This is a genomic window from Thermococcus thermotolerans (assembly GCF_024707485.1).
Classification (GTDB): Archaea; Methanobacteriota_B; Thermococci; order Thermococcales; family Thermococcaceae; genus Thermococcus; species Thermococcus thermotolerans.
Window position 1 is genome coordinate 1,869,864 of sequence record NZ_CP102602.1, and the last position, 14,241, is coordinate 1,884,104.

Genomic DNA, 14,241 nt, shown 5'->3' on the forward strand with positions numbered 1-14,241 from the left:
AAAAAGGAAAGAGATCTTTAGCCTATGATATCGTTGTCAGAATTCACGCACATGCCTGTTCTTGGATCGCAGGGTGGGGACGGGGACCTGCCGTCGGTTATAACGCCAAACACAAGCGGCACGCTGACCTTCGGCCCACTAGTCCTCACCTTCACCTCCAGAACGCTGTACATTGCGTAGCAACTCTTCTTGGGCTTGACGTCGACGCTGTATTCTGCCATTGAAGCTGCGTTCATGTACTTGTGGAACCCAAACGTCAGGCTGAGCGCGCTGGCCAGTCTTCCAAGGGTGGGATTTATGCCCGCAAGGTACTTTCCGGCGGCATAGCCTATTGGGATACTCAGGCTGGAGCTCGATGAGAAGACCTCACTTTGAGATTGTCTAACATAGACGGCACTTTTCCAACTCCCAGCACTTATCCACTTCCTTTTCCACTCCGCTTCTTTTGAGATGCCCCAGATGTTGGGGGTTGTGGTGATCCTTGGAGGGTTGTTCCCTTGCGACTCTGTGAAGTAGATGCCCCTTGTAGGAGACTCCCATATCGTGTACTTTCCGGTGCTGTGGATTTTGATTGGGTATGTTTGTGCTATCTCTATGTCCACATACCTCCTCGTGAGCTTGTCGTACGCGGGAACCTTAGCGTGGGCCACAATGTACTCCACCTTGATGTTAAGATACCTCTCCCAAGTGTTTGAATTAACTGTTAAGGGCCCTAATGATTGATAGCTTATATCCAGTGCCCAGCCTTCGAAGCGGTGTCCCTTGGATACGCTAAGCACCGTTAAGGGCCCAACGTCAATTCCAATCGTCCAGTAGCTGTAGGTACTCCTGCTGAGCACGAGATCCCAGTCGAAATCTATCTCTTCTGCGACTTTGTTTTCTATTTTTAGTCCCATCACTGAGACCCATTCGTTGAAGGTTTTTGATTTTGCCCTGCTTTCAAAGTACAGGTTCCATTGGGGGTTAAGGCAGTATCTGCCTCCGAAGTCTATCCAGCCCCTTGGACACGAGCCGATGACTTGAACTCCAACCCCTCCCTTCAGGTTCAATGTCTTCTCCCCGTCGAGTTTGACCCTACTGGAAGTTAGACTTTTGATCCCCAGTTTTCCGTCTTTGGTGACGTAGAGTATTAGGGGAGTTGGTGGGGCGTAGAGGGCTTCTTCGCCCGTCGAGAGCTCCCTAATCCATTCCTGCCTTGGCACCTTCACAAAGGTTGGGAAGAACCCCCCTGCTTCCCCTTTCTTGAGAACTTTAATGCTCCCATTGGGGAGAGGATAGTAGATGATGTAGTTGCCTGAGCCTTCGATTCTGTACACGTCATAGCCGAATATTCTGGTTACTGAGTCTTCGTTGCCTGCAGTGTAGTTCAAGGCCCCTGCTGCGGTTCCTCCGAGGAGGATCAACACCAAAACTATTAACAAAGGTTTCTTGCTCACCATAGTGAGCCACCATACTAATTGCTTTATATTGGCTTATAAAATTTACTATCAAAATTCAGAAAAACTGGCAGACCGTTTATTTATTTGGCGGCTGAGTAATGGAGAAGAAAAGAACAGAGGCCAGATTCACTTCAGGAAGCCGGTCTTCTTTCCGAGGTCCTCGAAGGCATCCAGGACGTACTGGAGGTCCTCCTTGCTGTGGGCCGCTGAGGGTTCGAGCCTTATTCTTGCGGTTCCGAGCGGGACGGTTGGGTAGACTATTGCCTGCGCGAAGATGTTGTACTCGTCGTATAGGCGTTTGCTGAACTCCTGGGCGGTCTTCTCGTCGTAGAGCATGACCGGCGTAATCGGGTGCTTGGTGTTGCCGAGGTCGTAGCCTAACTCGCGGAGTCCGTTCTGGAGGAAGTGGGTGTTGTCCCAGAGCTTCTTGACGAGCTCGTCGCTGTGCTGGAGTATCTCAACTGCCGCTATGGCTGCAGCGACGTCGGGCGGGTTGGGCGCGCTTGAGAAGAGGAACGGCCTGCCCCTCTGCCTGAGGTACTCTATGGCCTCCTCCGGGCCGGCGACATAGCCGCCTATGACACCGAAGGCCTTGCTGAGAGTTCCCATCTCGAAGTCGATCCTGTCGTGGAGCTTGTAGTGGTCGACTATACCCCTTCCGTGCTCACCGAGGACACCCTCACCGTGGGCGTCGTCAACGTAGACCATCGCGTCGTACTCCTCCGCCAGGTCGGCTATCTCCGGGAGCGGGGCGAGGTCGCCGTCCATTGAGAAGACACCGTCGGTAACGATGAGCTTCTTCTTTCTGTCCTTGACCTCTTCGAGCTTCTTCTTGAGGTCGTCCATGTCGAGGTGTTTGTAGATAACCTTCGGCGCGCCGCTGAGGCGCATTCCGTCTATGATGCTCGCGTGGTTGAGCTCCTCACTGACGAAGACGCCGTCGTCTTTCTTCGTGATGAGGGCACTTATGGCACCGAGGTTTGCGTTGTAGCCGCTCTGGAAGAGAATCGCCGCTTCCCTCTTCTTGAACTTGGCGAGCTTCTCCTCAAGCTCGACGTGGAGCTCCATCGTTCCGGCTATTGTTCTAACGGCTCCGGCACCGACGCCGTAGTCGAGGATTGCCCTTATGGCGGCCTCCTTTATCTTGGGATGGGCGGCTAAACCAAGGTAGTTGTTCGAACACATGTTCAGAACGCGCTTTCCGTCAACGACGACCCAGGGGCCCTGGGCGCTCTCAAGCTTCCTGATGGTCACGTAAAGGCCCTTCTCCTTGAGCTCATTGAGCTCTTCCCTAATCCAGTCGAGCTTCGCCATGAGAACCACCGGTGATTTTTGGACATCGAGGTATAAAAGTTTTGCACATGGCAAAAGGCTTAATACCCCAAAGCTCATAAGCCCTTTAGGTAGGGTGATAGCTATGCCGGAGGAAGTTAAGGAGGTTAAAATCCTCGAAAAGCCGTGGGTTGAGAAGTACAGGCCTCAAAAGCTCGACGACATGGTGGGTCAGGATCACATAGTCAAGAGGCTCAAGCACTACGTTAAAACCGGTTCCATGCCGCACCTCCTGTTTGCCGGGCCGCCAGGCGTTGGAAAGTGCCTCACGGGTGATGCTAAGGTTATAGTCAACGGCGAGTTGACCACCATTGGAGAGCTCGTTGAAAGAATCAGCAACGGCAGGTTCGGAGCGGTTCCTGTGAAGGGCCTGAGGGTTCTTGGCATAGACGAGGACGGAAAGCTCAGGGAGTTGCCTGTTGAGTACGTCTACAAAGATAAAACTGAGGAGCTCGTGAGAATTAGGACGAGACTCGGAAGGGAGCTGAAGGTTACACCGTATCACCCTCTCCTCGTGAACAGGAAGAACGGAAGGACGGAGTGGATAAAAGCTGAGGAGCTTAAACCCGGAGACAGGCTCGCGGTTCCCCGCTATCTGCCAGCCCTGCTCGAGGATGACCCATTAGCTGAATGGCTTGGCTACTTCATCGGCGACGGCCACGCCGACTCCAAGACCAACGCCATAACCTTCACGAACACCGACGAGAAGCTTAGAAAGCGCTTCATCGAGCTGACCGAAAGGCTCTTCCCCGATGCGAGGATTAAGGAGAGACTCCACAAAGATCGTGCGCCCGACGTTTACGTCAACTCAAAAAGGGCGAAAAAGCTTGTGGAGAGCCTCGGATTGACCGGTAGGAAGGCGGACAAGGTTTACATTCCTCCTCTGGGCTGGGGGGGACTGCGCTCCTTCCTTAGGGCCTACTTTGACTGTGATGCAGGGGTTGAGCGGAACGGCATAGTCCTCTCGACCGCGAGCAGGGAGATGGCAGAGCAGGTGGCTTATGCCCTAGCTGGTCTTGGAATAACCGCAAAGCTCAGGGAAAGGCGCGTTAAGGGCAAGTCCTATCACTACGTTGTCATCTCCGGCTCGGAAAACGTCTCCCGCTTCCTCAGGGAGATTGGCTTCTCGGTTGAGACCAAGCGCAGGAAGGCGGAGGGGTTGGTTAAAAAGCCCAACCCAAACGTTGGCTCTCTCTACGCGGACAGGGAGCTGATTTCCTACGTCAGGGACAGGCTTAAGCTGAGGTTCTACGACGACAAGGCCCGCTGGAGCCCCGAGAAGGCCAGGAGACTAGCATGGGAACTGGTGAAGGAAATCTACTACCGCCTTGACGAGCTTGAGAGGCTTGAAAAAGTTCTTACAAGGAGCCTGCTGATAGACTGGGACGAGGTCGCAGGGAGGAGGAAGGAGATAGCGGAGAAGACCGGCATAAGGTCCGACAGGCTTCTCGAATACATTAGGGGCAAGAGAAGGCCAAGCCTGAGGAACTACCTAAAGATTGCGAAGGCCCTTGGAGTTGAACTTGAGGAGACGATAAAGGCGATGAGGCTCTTCGCGAGTAGGTATTCCAGCTACGCCGAAATCGGGAGGGCTTTAGGGACTTGGAATTCAAGCGTCAGGGTGGTTCTTGAGAGCAACACCGACAGGGTTGACCTCCTTGAGGAAATCAGGAAGGTCGAGCTGAGAATCCTCAGGGGAATCCTAAACGACGAGAAGCTTAAACGTGGCATCGCATACATCATATTCCTCGCGCGGAATGAACTTTTCTGGGACGAGATAGTTGAGGTAGAGAAGCTCAGGGGCGATTTCGTCATATACGACCTCCACGTGCCAAACTATCACAACTTCATCGGCGGAAACCTTCCGACGGTTCTCCACAACACTACCGCCGCTCTGTGTCTCGCGAGGGAGCTCTTCGGTGAGGGCTGGCGGCACAACTTCCTTGAACTGAACGCCTCGGATGAGCGTGGAATAAACGTCATCCGCGAGAAGGTGAAGGAGTTCGCAAGGACGAAGCCGATAGGCGGGGCCAGCTTCAAGATAATCTTCCTGGATGAGGCGGACGCCCTAACCCAGGACGCCCAGCAAGCTTTGAGAAGAACGATGGAGATGTTCTCGAACAACGTTCGCTTTATACTCAGCTGCAACTATTCCTCAAAGATAATCGAGCCGATACAGTCGAGGTGTGCCATATTCCGCTTCAGGCCGCTGAGGGACGAGGATATAGCGAGGCGCATAGAGCTAATAGCCGAGAACGAGGGCCTTGAACTGACGGAGGAAGGACTCCAGGCGCTCCTCTACGTCGCTGAAGGTGACCTCAGAAGGGCTATAAACGTTCTGCAGGCGGCAGCGGCCCTCGACACCAAGATAACCGATGAGAACGTCTTCCTCGTTGCCAGCAGAGCTCGTCCGGAGGACGTCAGACAGATGATGGCCTTGGCCTTGGAAGGCAACTTCCTCAAGGCCAGGGAGAAGCTCAGGGAGATACTCCTCAAGCAGGGCCTGAGCGGCGAGGACGTTCTCATCCAGATGCACAAGGAGGTCTTCAACCTGACGATACCGGAGGACAAAAAGGTGGCATTGGCGGATAAGATAGGCGAGTACAACTTCCGCCTCGTTGAAGGCGCCAACGAGATGATACAGCTTGAAGCTTTACTCGCCCAGTTCACCCTGATGGGTAAGTGATGGCCATGACGGAGATGCCCTGGGTTGAGAAGTACCGGCCGAGGCGCCTGGCGGAGCTGATAAACCAGACCAAGGCCCTGGGGCAGGTGAAGGCATGGATAGAGGCGTGGCTCCAGGGCAGTCCGCCGAAGAAGAAGGCGCTGATTCTGGCCGGCCCTCCTGGAACTGGCAAGACGGCGACGGTTTACGCTATAGCCAGGGAGTACGGCTTCGAAATAATCGAGCTCAACGCCAGCGACGAGAGAACCTTTGAGAAGGTGGAGCGCTACGTTCAGGCGGCTTATACCCTCGACATCCTGGGGAAGCGGAGGAAACTCATATTCCTTGATGAGGCCGACAACATGGAGCCGAGCGGCGCTCGCGAAATAGCGAAGCTGATAGACCGGGCAAGGAACCCGATAATCATGAGCGCCAACCACTACTGGGAGGTTCCGAGGGAGGTAAGGAACAAGGCCCAGATCGTTGAATACAAGCGCCTGACCCAGAGGGACATCATAAAGGGGCTCGTGAGGATCCTCCACGCGGAGGGCTTAACCGTTCCGAAGGAGGTTCTCTACGAGATAGTCAAGCGCGCCAACGGTGACCTTAGGGCCGCTATCAACGACCTCCAGACGGTTGTGTCCGGCGGGATAGAGGATGCCGCCGACGTTCTCGCCTACCGCGACACGGAAAAGAGCGTCTTCCAGGCTCTGGCTCAGCTCTTCGCAACGGACAACGCCAAGAAGGCCAAGCTGGTCGTTCTCGGAGTTGACATGTTCCCCCACGAGCTCCTCCAGTGGATAGACGAGAACCTTCCCTACGTCTACTACAAGCCCGAGGACATAGCAAGGGCCTACGAGGCTCTCAGCAGGGCTGACATATACCTCGGCAGGGCGCAGAGAACCGGAAACTACGGCCTCTGGAAGTACGCCACGGACATGATGACTGCCGGAGTTGCCGTTGCGGGCGTTAAGAGGAAGGGTTTCGTGAGGATTTACCCGCCCAAGACCATAAAGCTCCTCACGGAGAGCAAGGCCGAAAGGGGAGTGAGGGACTCGGTGCTCAAGAAGATAATGAAGGAGATGCACATGGCGAAGCTCGAAGCCCTGGAGACCCTCAACGTCCTGAAGGCGATATTCGAGTACAACCCGGACATGGCCGCCCACTTCGTCGTCTACCTCGACCTTGACCTCAAGGAGGTCGAGTTCATAGCCGGGGACAGGGAGAAGGCTAAGACCATATGGGGCAAGAGCATGAACATCGAGAAGAAGCTCAAGGAGCGCGGGGAGCTTGAGGAGCACGTGAGGGTCGCCGCTGAAAAGGAACCCGAGGAAGAAATTGAGCAGGAGAAAGAAGCCGAAGAAGAGGTGGAGGAAGAGATAAGCGAGGAGGAGCTCCAGAAGGCCGAAGAGGAAATGGAAGCCGTTGAGGAAAGCGGGGGGAAGATAGACAAGCCCAAGAAGAAGGGCAAGCAGGCGACGCTGTTCGACTTCCTGGGGAAGAAGTGATGGCTATTTTGTATCCTCCATAATATCAATTTTTGCGATTTTTATATTCTGCGGAATATAAGATTTGGCTCTCCGGTGAGAAACGGTAAAGTTCGTTCCGCTGTGGAGGTTTTTGCTGGATTTGAGCGGTTCAAAGCTCCTCCAATAGCTTTTCCATTTTAATCTTCAGTTCCGGTAGCTTGTTCTCCACTATGTCTCAGATGAGCTCAACATCCACACCAAAATATTGATGAATGAGAATGTTCCTGAGGCCAATTATCTTGCGCCACTCTATCTCAGGGTGTCTCTTCTGTATCCTCACAGGGATTGCTCTGCAGGCCTCGCCTATTATCTCAAGGTTCCTTATGACTGCGTCAATTACTATTCTCTCTGCTTTGAACTCCTCAAGGCTCATTCCTTCGGTGTATTCCTCAATTCGAGAAATGGCTTCAAGTATGTCTTCAACGTACAGCTTATAGTCCCTCAACGCTCACCGCCTCACTCCACACGTATTTTCTGACCCTCGGCTTTAGGGCCCCGACAGTTATCAAATCAACCTCAACACCGAGGAGCTCCTCAAGGAAGAATTTGAGTTCCATGTAGTTGTCGAAGGTCTTCTTTCCCTCTTCGAACTCCACGAGAACGTCAAGGTCGCTGCCTTTTCCTGCTTCTCCCCGGACGTAGGAGCCGAAGAGCCAGAGATGCCTAACCTCAAACTTCCGGAGTTCCCGAGCATGGGAATGTAGAACTCTTAGTATCTGCTCCAATTCCATGTGACTCTACATCAAATGGGATAATGTGATTGGGGTTAATAAGGATTCACCCAACCCCTACATCCGCGCAGACCTTGAAAACCCTCGGCTTGAAGTCGCTCACCTTTTTGACCCTGACGGTGCAGTCCCTTCCGAGCTTCCGGCATTCTTCGAGGATTCTCGCCCGGAATCTCTCAATCTCCCCCTCGTGGACGAAGTCGTAGTAGTGGAGCCATTTCTCGGCCTTGGAGAGAGTCAAAGCTAAGGCATCAACGCCCCGCGGCGTCGGGCTTATCACGCGGTCGTAGCTCGGGAGCTCCGGGAGAACCTCGAAGGCATCGCCGTGAATGAACTCTATTTTGCCCCTCAGCTTTCCCCTGTTCAGGTCGATGTTCTCAAGGCCCAGCCGGTAGGCATCTTCGTTGAGCTCGACGGCGGTTATCCTGACTTTCCTGTACCTCGCTATCACCAGTGCGTAGGGCAGAACTCCTGCAAAGGGAATGAGAACCCTCTCGCCGTCGCGGACGAGCTGGGCCAATCTGTACCGCTCTCCCTTCATTCTTGGGTTGAAGAAGACCTTCGAGAGGTCAACCTTTATCCGAACGCCGTTCTCCTTGTGGACTGTTTCCAGCCTCTCCTCGCCCCAGATTATCGAGTAGTCCCTTATTCTAAACGCCCCCTCGTGGAAGCCCTTTTTCGCTATCACCTTCAGAAACGGGTGGACCCTCCTCAGGCCCCAGACTATATCCTCAACGCGGTGCTCAAGCTCCGGCGGTATCTGGATGACCGCTATATCGCCTATCACGTCGTAGCGCCTCAGGTGCTTCAGCTCTTCTCTGCTCAGCCTCTCGGCCAAAACACTTTCGAGGTTCTTGTATATCTGCCTCTCCGGTCTGAGCGGGAGCTCTACCGGGAGAACCTCGTAGCCGAGTCCCTCAATACGGGGGTCGCTGATGACCGGGAGGAGAACGTACTCGTCTTCTCTCCTCGGCCTCCTCCTGCCGTCGTAGAGGCCGAGCTTCTTCAGCTTTCTCTTGACGGGTTCTGCCTCCCGTCTCGGAACCTTTACCGCCGGCAATCTCTCACCGGGAGGAGTTGGGGGAGGGGGTTAAAAACGCTTACCTCCAGTACGGCTGGCGCATGAGAACGGCCCCTTTGAGTATCTCGACGAGCTCTCCATCGCTCGCCCCGTTTCTTAGGGCGGTGGCGAAGTCTATCAGGTCGTTCTTCCTCAGCAGGCAGGTCTTGAACTTGCCGTCGGAGGTGACCCTCAGCCTTGTGCAGTTGGCGCAGAAGACCGTGTTGTGCATCGCCCTGACTACCTCGACCTCAGCGATACCGTAGTCGGTTGGGACGAAGTACTTCTTTCGCCTGTGCATCCTCCTCTCGCGGATTTCAACGGCCATCTCCTCAAGCTTTCTCTCAACCGGTTTGAGGGGGTAGAAGTACTTTTTAAAAAAGCGCGTCTCCGTGAACTCCCTTGGGGCCTCAAGCTCAATGAGCTGGAGGATCGTGCCGGTCCTTGCCGCAAAATCAATCATGTCCCATATCTCACCGTCGTTTAGGCCCTTCATCACCGTCATGTTGAGCTTTACCGGAGACAGGTACCTGACGGCTTCGTCAATGCCCTCCAGGACGGTGTCCAGCATATCGGCGCCGGTTATCTTCTTGTAAACCTCTGGCCTGAGGCTGTGGAGCGAGACGTTGACCCTGTCCAGGCCGGCCTCCGCCAGCGGTCTGGCCAGCTCCTTCAATCTGCTTCCGTTGGTCGTCATGGACAGGTCTCTAAGGTAGGGTTTTATCCGCCTCACAATTTCGATGATGTCCCTCCTCACCGTTGGCTCGCCGCCGGTGAGCTTGACCTTCTTTATTCCGAGCCTTGAGGCTATGCGGACGAGTCTCTCTATCTCCGCGGGCGTCAGCTCTAGCCTAGCGTTGAAGTGCTGTCCCTCCCTGTGGCAGAAGAAGCACGCATAGTTGCAGTCCTGGGTGAGCGAAATCCTCAGGTTCGTTACTGGCCTGCCGAAGCGGTCGTAGAGGGTCATTTGATCACCAGAATGATTAGCCTACCAGCTTAAAAAAAGGTTTTGGGTAAGCTCTATTGTTTAACATGTCCCCATCGAAAACTACAAGTAGGTGGAAGCGCAAGATTAAGGCCAGGGGGTTTTCCGCATGAACGTTGAGGAGGTTAAGGCCCAACTTTCCCGCCTTGAGTCGCTTCACTCGGCTTTTGAGCGCCAGTTTTCAGCCATCTACGAGGAAAGAGATGGAGAGGCTCTTCTGGAGATGGTGAAGTCCCTATACAACATATCGAGGGAGAAGCTTGAGATAGCGTCGTCTCTGTACCGCGAGATGGGGAGCTTCGGCGGTCGCGTGGAGGAGCAGGCGAAAGAGCTGTACCGCAACGAGCACCAGATGAAGTTCCGCCTTGAGGAGATGCTCTCGCTCCTCGTCAAGGGGCATGACTACGAGGCAAAGATAAAGCTCTCGACGGCCTTAGACAGGCTCGTCCAGTTCCACAGGGTTTACGACTACGCCGTTAGGAAAGCACTGGGTGAGATGCTCCGGGAGGTCGAGGGGCTGAGCCTTTTGGCCGGGGGCGAAAAGGAGAAAAAGGTGCCGGTTGGTATAATGGAGGAGCTCAGAAAAATTAAGAAACTTGAGTCCGAGCTTGAGACCCTTAAAGTCTTCCTCTTCAGGCTCTACACCCATCCGGGGGATGTTCACAAGGTTGAAGAGGCTCTGCGAGACTGGCACTCCAGAGGACTGCTCTGGGTCGAGGCGAGAAACGTTGAGAAGCTCAGCGGCGTCGAGAACGCCGGGGCTATACTTGAAGGACTCACGCTCATCGGAGTGGTGGAAAAGAAGATGAGGGGTGGTGAAGGTGTCTACAGACACAGGAGTTTCAGTTCGGGTTAGGGGCATCTACTCAACGGCCCTTACAAAGCTCTTCCTCGATAGGGGCTTTGGCATTTCACAGCCCAGCAACAGGATCGTCGAGAGACTCGGGCTTGAAAAGACCTACGACGAGTTCGACGTCGACGTTTACGACAAGAAGGACCACCACGGAGTGATCCTCGTCGGGACGAAGGTTGAGGAGGTTAAGGCTGTCCTTGAGGACGAGCTCATAGACGTTTTCTTTAGGAAGCTCCCCTACCAGCTCTATGGAATCTACAAGGGAATGGTCGTCAAGAGGGACGAGCGCTACGTATACGTTGACATAGGAAGTGCAATCGGGACTATCCCGGTGAAAGACATTCCGCGCGCTATGGAGGGCGACGAGGTTCTTGTTCAGGTTAAGAAGCACAACCTCCTCCCCCAGCTGAGCGTTGTCCTAACTATCCCGGGCGACTACGCGGTTCTCATTCCGAAGCCGGTAGGTGCACAGAGGCACGTCAAAATATCCAGGAAGATAAGGGAGCAGAGCGAGCGCGAGAGGCTCAGGATACTGGGTCTCAGCATAGACCTGGGCGAATGGGGAATCCTCTGGAGGACGGCAGCTGCCTATAAGGACTGGAACACCCTCCGTGACGAGATAATAAACCTCTCCAAGCTTGCCGACCGGCTCAAGAAAGCTGATTCATACACGGCTCCAGCTCTCATAATCGAGGGGAGGAACATATACGAGGTCGAGTTTGGGGGCGGTGCCAAGAAGAAGCTCGACGAGATACGGAACAGGGTCGTTCCGACCGTTGAGGGCCACCACCAGCTGAAGGCCTACGACCCGGAGCTGAGCTTCGCGGTGGAGATAGCGGAGGGGATTCTCTCAAAGGTTCCTGCACAGAGGGAGAAGGTAAAGGCCGGCTTCTGGGAGGCTCTGATAACCAACAAGGGGCCGAAGAAGGGCTGGCTCTTCAGCCTTGAGCATTACAAGCCCGACGGTCAGAGGATAAAGATAGGGCCCGGTGAGATACTTGAGGTCTCAATGAACCCGCTGAGGGTAACATTTAAACGCCACCTGAAGCCGGGGAAGTTCTACGACGGACTGGACATACCCATAGAGTTCGGTGACTACGTCATAACGGAGATTGAAGCCGGAAAGTGGTGGTTCGTGCACCGCTACTACGACCGCAACGGCAACCTCAAGGGTGAGTACTACAACATCAACACGCCTGTAGAGATTTACCCGGACAGGGCGCGCTACATCGACCTTGAAGTGGACATCGTTAAATGGCCGGACGGCAAAAAGGAGATAATAGACAAGGAGAAGCTCACCGAACACTACGAGGAGGGCATCATCACCGAGAAGCTCTACCGGGCGGTGCTCAGAATAGTGCAGGAGGTCTATGAGAGGGTTTGAAGGCCTGGCGGTCTTTTGTTATCCTCTCTTTTATCTCGTTTTCAACGTCCGAACCTTGGCCGAGGTCTATTAGCCTTTCAATGTCCTCCGGGGGCAGGTCCTGGAGACTGGAATCATCTGGCTATATAGAGACAAAGGGAGCTTGAAAAGATTGAACCGAAGTTTTAATTTTCTCTTCCGCAAGTCTTAAATATTACAAATTTGGTAATATACTTGGTGGGTAATATGTTTTACGACAGGGAGCGTGAGCTGGGGAAGCTCAAGGAAGTTTACTCCTATCCGGGTTCAAGCTTTATTGTCATCTATGGCAGGCGAAGGGTTGGAAAGACCGCCCTCGTCAGGGAGTTTCTCAAAGACAAGCTCGGCCTCTACTTCTTCGTCGGCGAAAAGGACGAGACGCTTCTCCTTGAGGAATGGGTAGGTGAGGTTGAGGAGAAGCTTTCCGGCCACCTTCCCTCATACGTGAAGCCAAAATTTGGCTCCCTCGAAGAGCTTGTAGAGTTCCTGCTTGACTTCTCGCGGGAGAGAAAGCTGGTCCTCGTCTTCGACGAGTTCCAGAACTTCAGGGCGGTTAAGCCCTCCTTCTTCTCCTCCCTGCAGAGGCTCTGGGATGAGAAAAAAGACGGCTCAAACATGATGCTCATCGCGGTAGGATCATACGTCGGCATGATTAAGCGCATCTTCATGGATCAGAAGGAGCCTCTCTTCGGCAGGGCTGACGAGTGGATGAAGCTCAAGCCCTTCGACTTCTGGACTGCCTGGGGCCTTGTCCGCTCGCTGGTTGAGATAAACCCCAGACACTTCGTTGAGCTGTATTCAGCCCTGGGGGGAATGCCGAGGTATCTTCTCTACGTCCCGCGCTACTACCGCAGGGACTCGATTGAGGCAATTAGGGGGCTTTTCTTCGACGAGTTCGCCCCACTCAGGGAAGAGGGTCTAAACGTTCTCAAACTTGAGTTCGGTCGCTATTACCGCTCCTACTTCTCAATCCTCGAAGCGGTCAGCCTCGGTCGCGTCACCCCCAAGGAGATAAGCGACGGAACGGGATTGAAGCCCCTGACGGTGGGCAAATACCTCAGCGAGCTGACCAACCACTACGAGTACCTGGTCAGGGAGGTGCCCGTCACGGAGAACCCACTGAAGACGAGGAAAGTGGCCTACAGGATAAGCGATGAGTTCTTCAACTTCTGGTTCCGCTTCGTTTATCACAACTACACGGGTCTTGAGGAAGATCCTGGAAAGGTTTTCGAGCGCTTCAAAGCTGAATTTCCTGCCTTCGTTGGTGCGACCTACGAGAGAATCGCGAGAGAATTCGTGAAAGGGCTAAACCTTGGCTTTAAGCCGGAGCGCGTTGGCAGGTGGTGGCACAAGGGTGAGGAGATTGACGTGGTGGCGTACGACCGGAAAAACGTCATCCTCTTCGAGGTGAAGTGGAGGGACCTGAGCACGAAAGATGCAAAGAGGGTGCTGAAAGGCCTTGAGGAAAAGGCCGAACTCCTACCTCTGCGGGGAAGCTACAGGTTCGGCATCATAGCGAGGGAGCTTGAGGGGAAGGATGAGCTTAGAGAAGAGGGCTTCTTAGCTTTTGACCTTGATGACATCATTCGTTAGCCTCCTCGATTCCCTTCTCCGTTATCCTGAAGTAGGTCATTCCTCCCTCGGGCCTTAGCCTGTGTCTTTCCAGGATTGCCACCCTCATTCCGGGCGTGTTGAGCTTGTCGAGCCTGAGGATGTCCTTGGTGCGGTAGTTGAGGGTGTGCTCGGCGACGGGCTTCATTCTATCAGCCCTGCTGTCGAAGTGAACCTGGTTTATGACTATCACCGGAATGCGATTTCTCCGGGCTATCCACAGGAGAACCTGGAGCTGTTTGCCGAGCTCAGCGGTGAGGTTCCTTCTGTGCTCCTCTACGCGGTAGTGAGCCGTTATGGAGTCAACGACCACGAGGGAAAAAGACCCGTCAACGATCTTCTTCAGGCTTCCGATGGTGCGCCTCTGCTCCTTGAAGTCGGAGGGCGTGAAAAGGATGAACCTCTGGAGGGCCTCCTCCGGATTCAGTCCCCGCGATTCGGCCATCTGGCTCAGCCTTTCCGGGGAGAAGCCACCTTCCGTGTCAACGTAGGCGACCTTCCCTCCGCTCAGGAGCCCCACCTGGACTGCCAGGGTTGTCTTCCCCGTTGCGAAGTCCCCATAGACCTGGGTTAAGACTCCGGGAGCGATACCGCCCCCTAGAAGCTCGTCGAGTGATTTTACCCCGGTGGTGAGCAT

General features: G+C 54.3%; 12 protein-coding genes. 5 read left to right on the forward strand and 7 right to left on the reverse strand.

All coding sequences use genetic code 11. From position 1 onward, the window contains the following. Positions 1-17: 17 nt before the first annotated feature. Both NUS69_RS10560 and NUS69_RS10565 read right to left on the reverse strand, forming a co-directional pair. Positions 18-1,439, reverse strand: coding sequence for a hypothetical protein (locus tag NUS69_RS10560; RefSeq protein WP_258083702.1), 1,422 nt, complete (start codon positions 1,437-1,439; stop codon positions 18-20). 126 nt (positions 1,440-1,565) lie between these two features. Then, positions 1,566-2,753: a glycine C-acetyltransferase gene (locus NUS69_RS10565; protein ID WP_258085106.1), complete on the reverse strand. Its 1,188-nt coding sequence runs from the start codon at positions 2,751-2,753 to the stop codon at positions 1,566-1,568. Positions 2,754-2,856: 103 nt separating this feature from the next. Here NUS69_RS10565 and NUS69_RS10570 point away from each other — a divergent pair, with 103 nt between their 5' ends. Together NUS69_RS10570 and NUS69_RS10575 are read left to right on the forward strand one after the other, a co-directional pair. After that, on the forward strand, positions 2,857-5,457 hold the full coding sequence (locus NUS69_RS10570) for a replication factor C small subunit (protein ID WP_258083703.1): 2,601 nt from the start codon (positions 2,857-2,859) through the stop codon (positions 5,455-5,457). Positions 5,458-5,462: 5 nt separating this feature from the next. Further along, positions 5,463-6,944: a replication factor C large subunit gene (locus tag NUS69_RS10575; RefSeq protein WP_258085107.1), complete on the forward strand. Its 1,482-nt coding sequence runs from the start codon at positions 5,463-5,465 to the stop codon at positions 6,942-6,944. Between the two features lie 196 nt (positions 6,945-7,140). Here the strand turns inward: NUS69_RS10575 and NUS69_RS10580 are convergent, their stop codons facing one another. The 4 genes from NUS69_RS10580 to moaA are packed head-to-tail and all read right to left on the reverse strand — an operon-like array spanning position 7,141 to position 9,720. Then, positions 7,141-7,410, reverse strand: a complete 270-nt coding sequence (locus NUS69_RS10580; RefSeq protein ID WP_258083704.1) for a HepT-like ribonuclease domain-containing protein — start codon at positions 7,408-7,410, stop codon at positions 7,141-7,143. After that, positions 7,397-7,696: a nucleotidyltransferase family protein gene (locus tag NUS69_RS10585; protein ID WP_258083705.1), complete on the reverse strand. Its 300-nt coding sequence runs from the start codon at positions 7,694-7,696 to the stop codon at positions 7,397-7,399. The genes NUS69_RS10580 and NUS69_RS10585 overlap by 14 nt, the downstream gene beginning before the upstream one ends. 46 nt (positions 7,697-7,742) lie before the next feature. Beyond that, positions 7,743-8,753 (reverse strand): tRNA (guanine(37)-N1)/4-demethylwyosine(37)-methyltransferase Taw22, encoded by a 1,011-nt coding sequence (gene taw22, locus NUS69_RS10590; protein ID WP_258083706.1) that lies wholly within the window; start codon positions 8,751-8,753, stop codon positions 7,743-7,745. A 40-nt stretch (positions 8,754-8,793) separates the two neighbouring features. Next, positions 8,794-9,720 (reverse strand): GTP 3',8-cyclase MoaA, encoded by a 927-nt coding sequence (gene moaA, locus NUS69_RS10595; protein ID WP_258083707.1) that lies wholly within the window; start codon positions 9,718-9,720, stop codon positions 8,794-8,796. Between the two features lie 127 nt (positions 9,721-9,847). Here moaA and NUS69_RS10600 point away from each other — a divergent pair, with 127 nt between their 5' ends. The 3 genes from NUS69_RS10600 (at position 9,848) to NUS69_RS10610 (ending at position 13,586) form a co-directional block, all read left to right on the forward strand. Then, positions 9,848-10,594, forward strand: a complete 747-nt coding sequence (locus NUS69_RS10600) for a hypothetical protein (RefSeq protein ID WP_258083708.1) — start codon at positions 9,848-9,850, stop codon at positions 10,592-10,594. After that, positions 10,560-11,975, forward strand: coding sequence for a DUF402 domain-containing protein (locus NUS69_RS10605; protein ID WP_258085108.1), 1,416 nt, complete (start codon positions 10,560-10,562; stop codon positions 11,973-11,975). Before NUS69_RS10600 ends, NUS69_RS10605 begins: the two co-directional genes overlap by 35 nt. Before the next feature lie 225 nt (positions 11,976-12,200). Next, positions 12,201-13,586 carry an ATP-binding protein gene (locus tag NUS69_RS10610; protein WP_258085109.1) on the forward strand — a complete coding sequence of 462 codons (1,386 nt, stop codon included), beginning with the start codon at positions 12,201-12,203 and terminating at the stop codon, positions 13,584-13,586. Here the strand turns inward: NUS69_RS10610 and radB are convergent. Next, positions 13,576-14,241, reverse strand: coding sequence for a DNA repair and recombination protein RadB (radB, locus tag NUS69_RS10615; protein WP_258083709.1), 666 nt, complete (start codon positions 14,239-14,241; stop codon positions 13,576-13,578). The genes NUS69_RS10610 and radB overlap by 11 nt on opposite strands.

What these genes read in the sequence shown, in the direction of transcription:
- NUS69_RS10570 (WP_258083703.1), top strand. Translation starts at nt 2,857, where the DNA reads ATGCCGGAGGAAGTTAAGGAGGTTAAAATCCTCGAAAAGCCGTGGGTT.
- NUS69_RS10585 (WP_258083705.1), bottom strand. Translation starts at nt 7,696, where the DNA reads ATGGAATTGGAGCAGATACTAAGAGTTCTACATTCCCATGCTCGGGAA.
- NUS69_RS10610 (WP_258085109.1), top strand. Translation starts at nt 12,201, where the DNA reads ATGTTTTACGACAGGGAGCGTGAGCTGGGGAAGCTCAAGGAAGTTTAC.
- NUS69_RS10575 (WP_258085107.1), top strand. Translation starts at nt 5,463, where the DNA reads ATGACGGAGATGCCCTGGGTTGAGAAGTACCGGCCGAGGCGCCTGGCG.
- radB (WP_258083709.1), bottom strand. Translation starts at nt 14,241, where the DNA reads ATGCTCACCACCGGGGTAAAATCACTCGACGAGCTTCTAGGGGGCGGT.
- NUS69_RS10600 (WP_258083708.1), top strand. Translation starts at nt 9,848, where the DNA reads ATGAACGTTGAGGAGGTTAAGGCCCAACTTTCCCGCCTTGAGTCGCTT.
- NUS69_RS10560 (WP_258083702.1), bottom strand. Translation starts at nt 1,439, where the DNA reads ATGGTGAGCAAGAAACCTTTGTTAATAGTTTTGGTGTTGATCCTCCTC.
- moaA (WP_258083707.1), bottom strand. Translation starts at nt 9,720, where the DNA reads ATGACCCTCTACGACCGCTTCGGCAGGCCAGTAACGAACCTGAGGATT.
- NUS69_RS10565 (WP_258085106.1), bottom strand. Translation starts at nt 2,753, where the DNA reads ATGGCGAAGCTCGACTGGATTAGGGAAGAGCTCAATGAGCTCAAGGAG.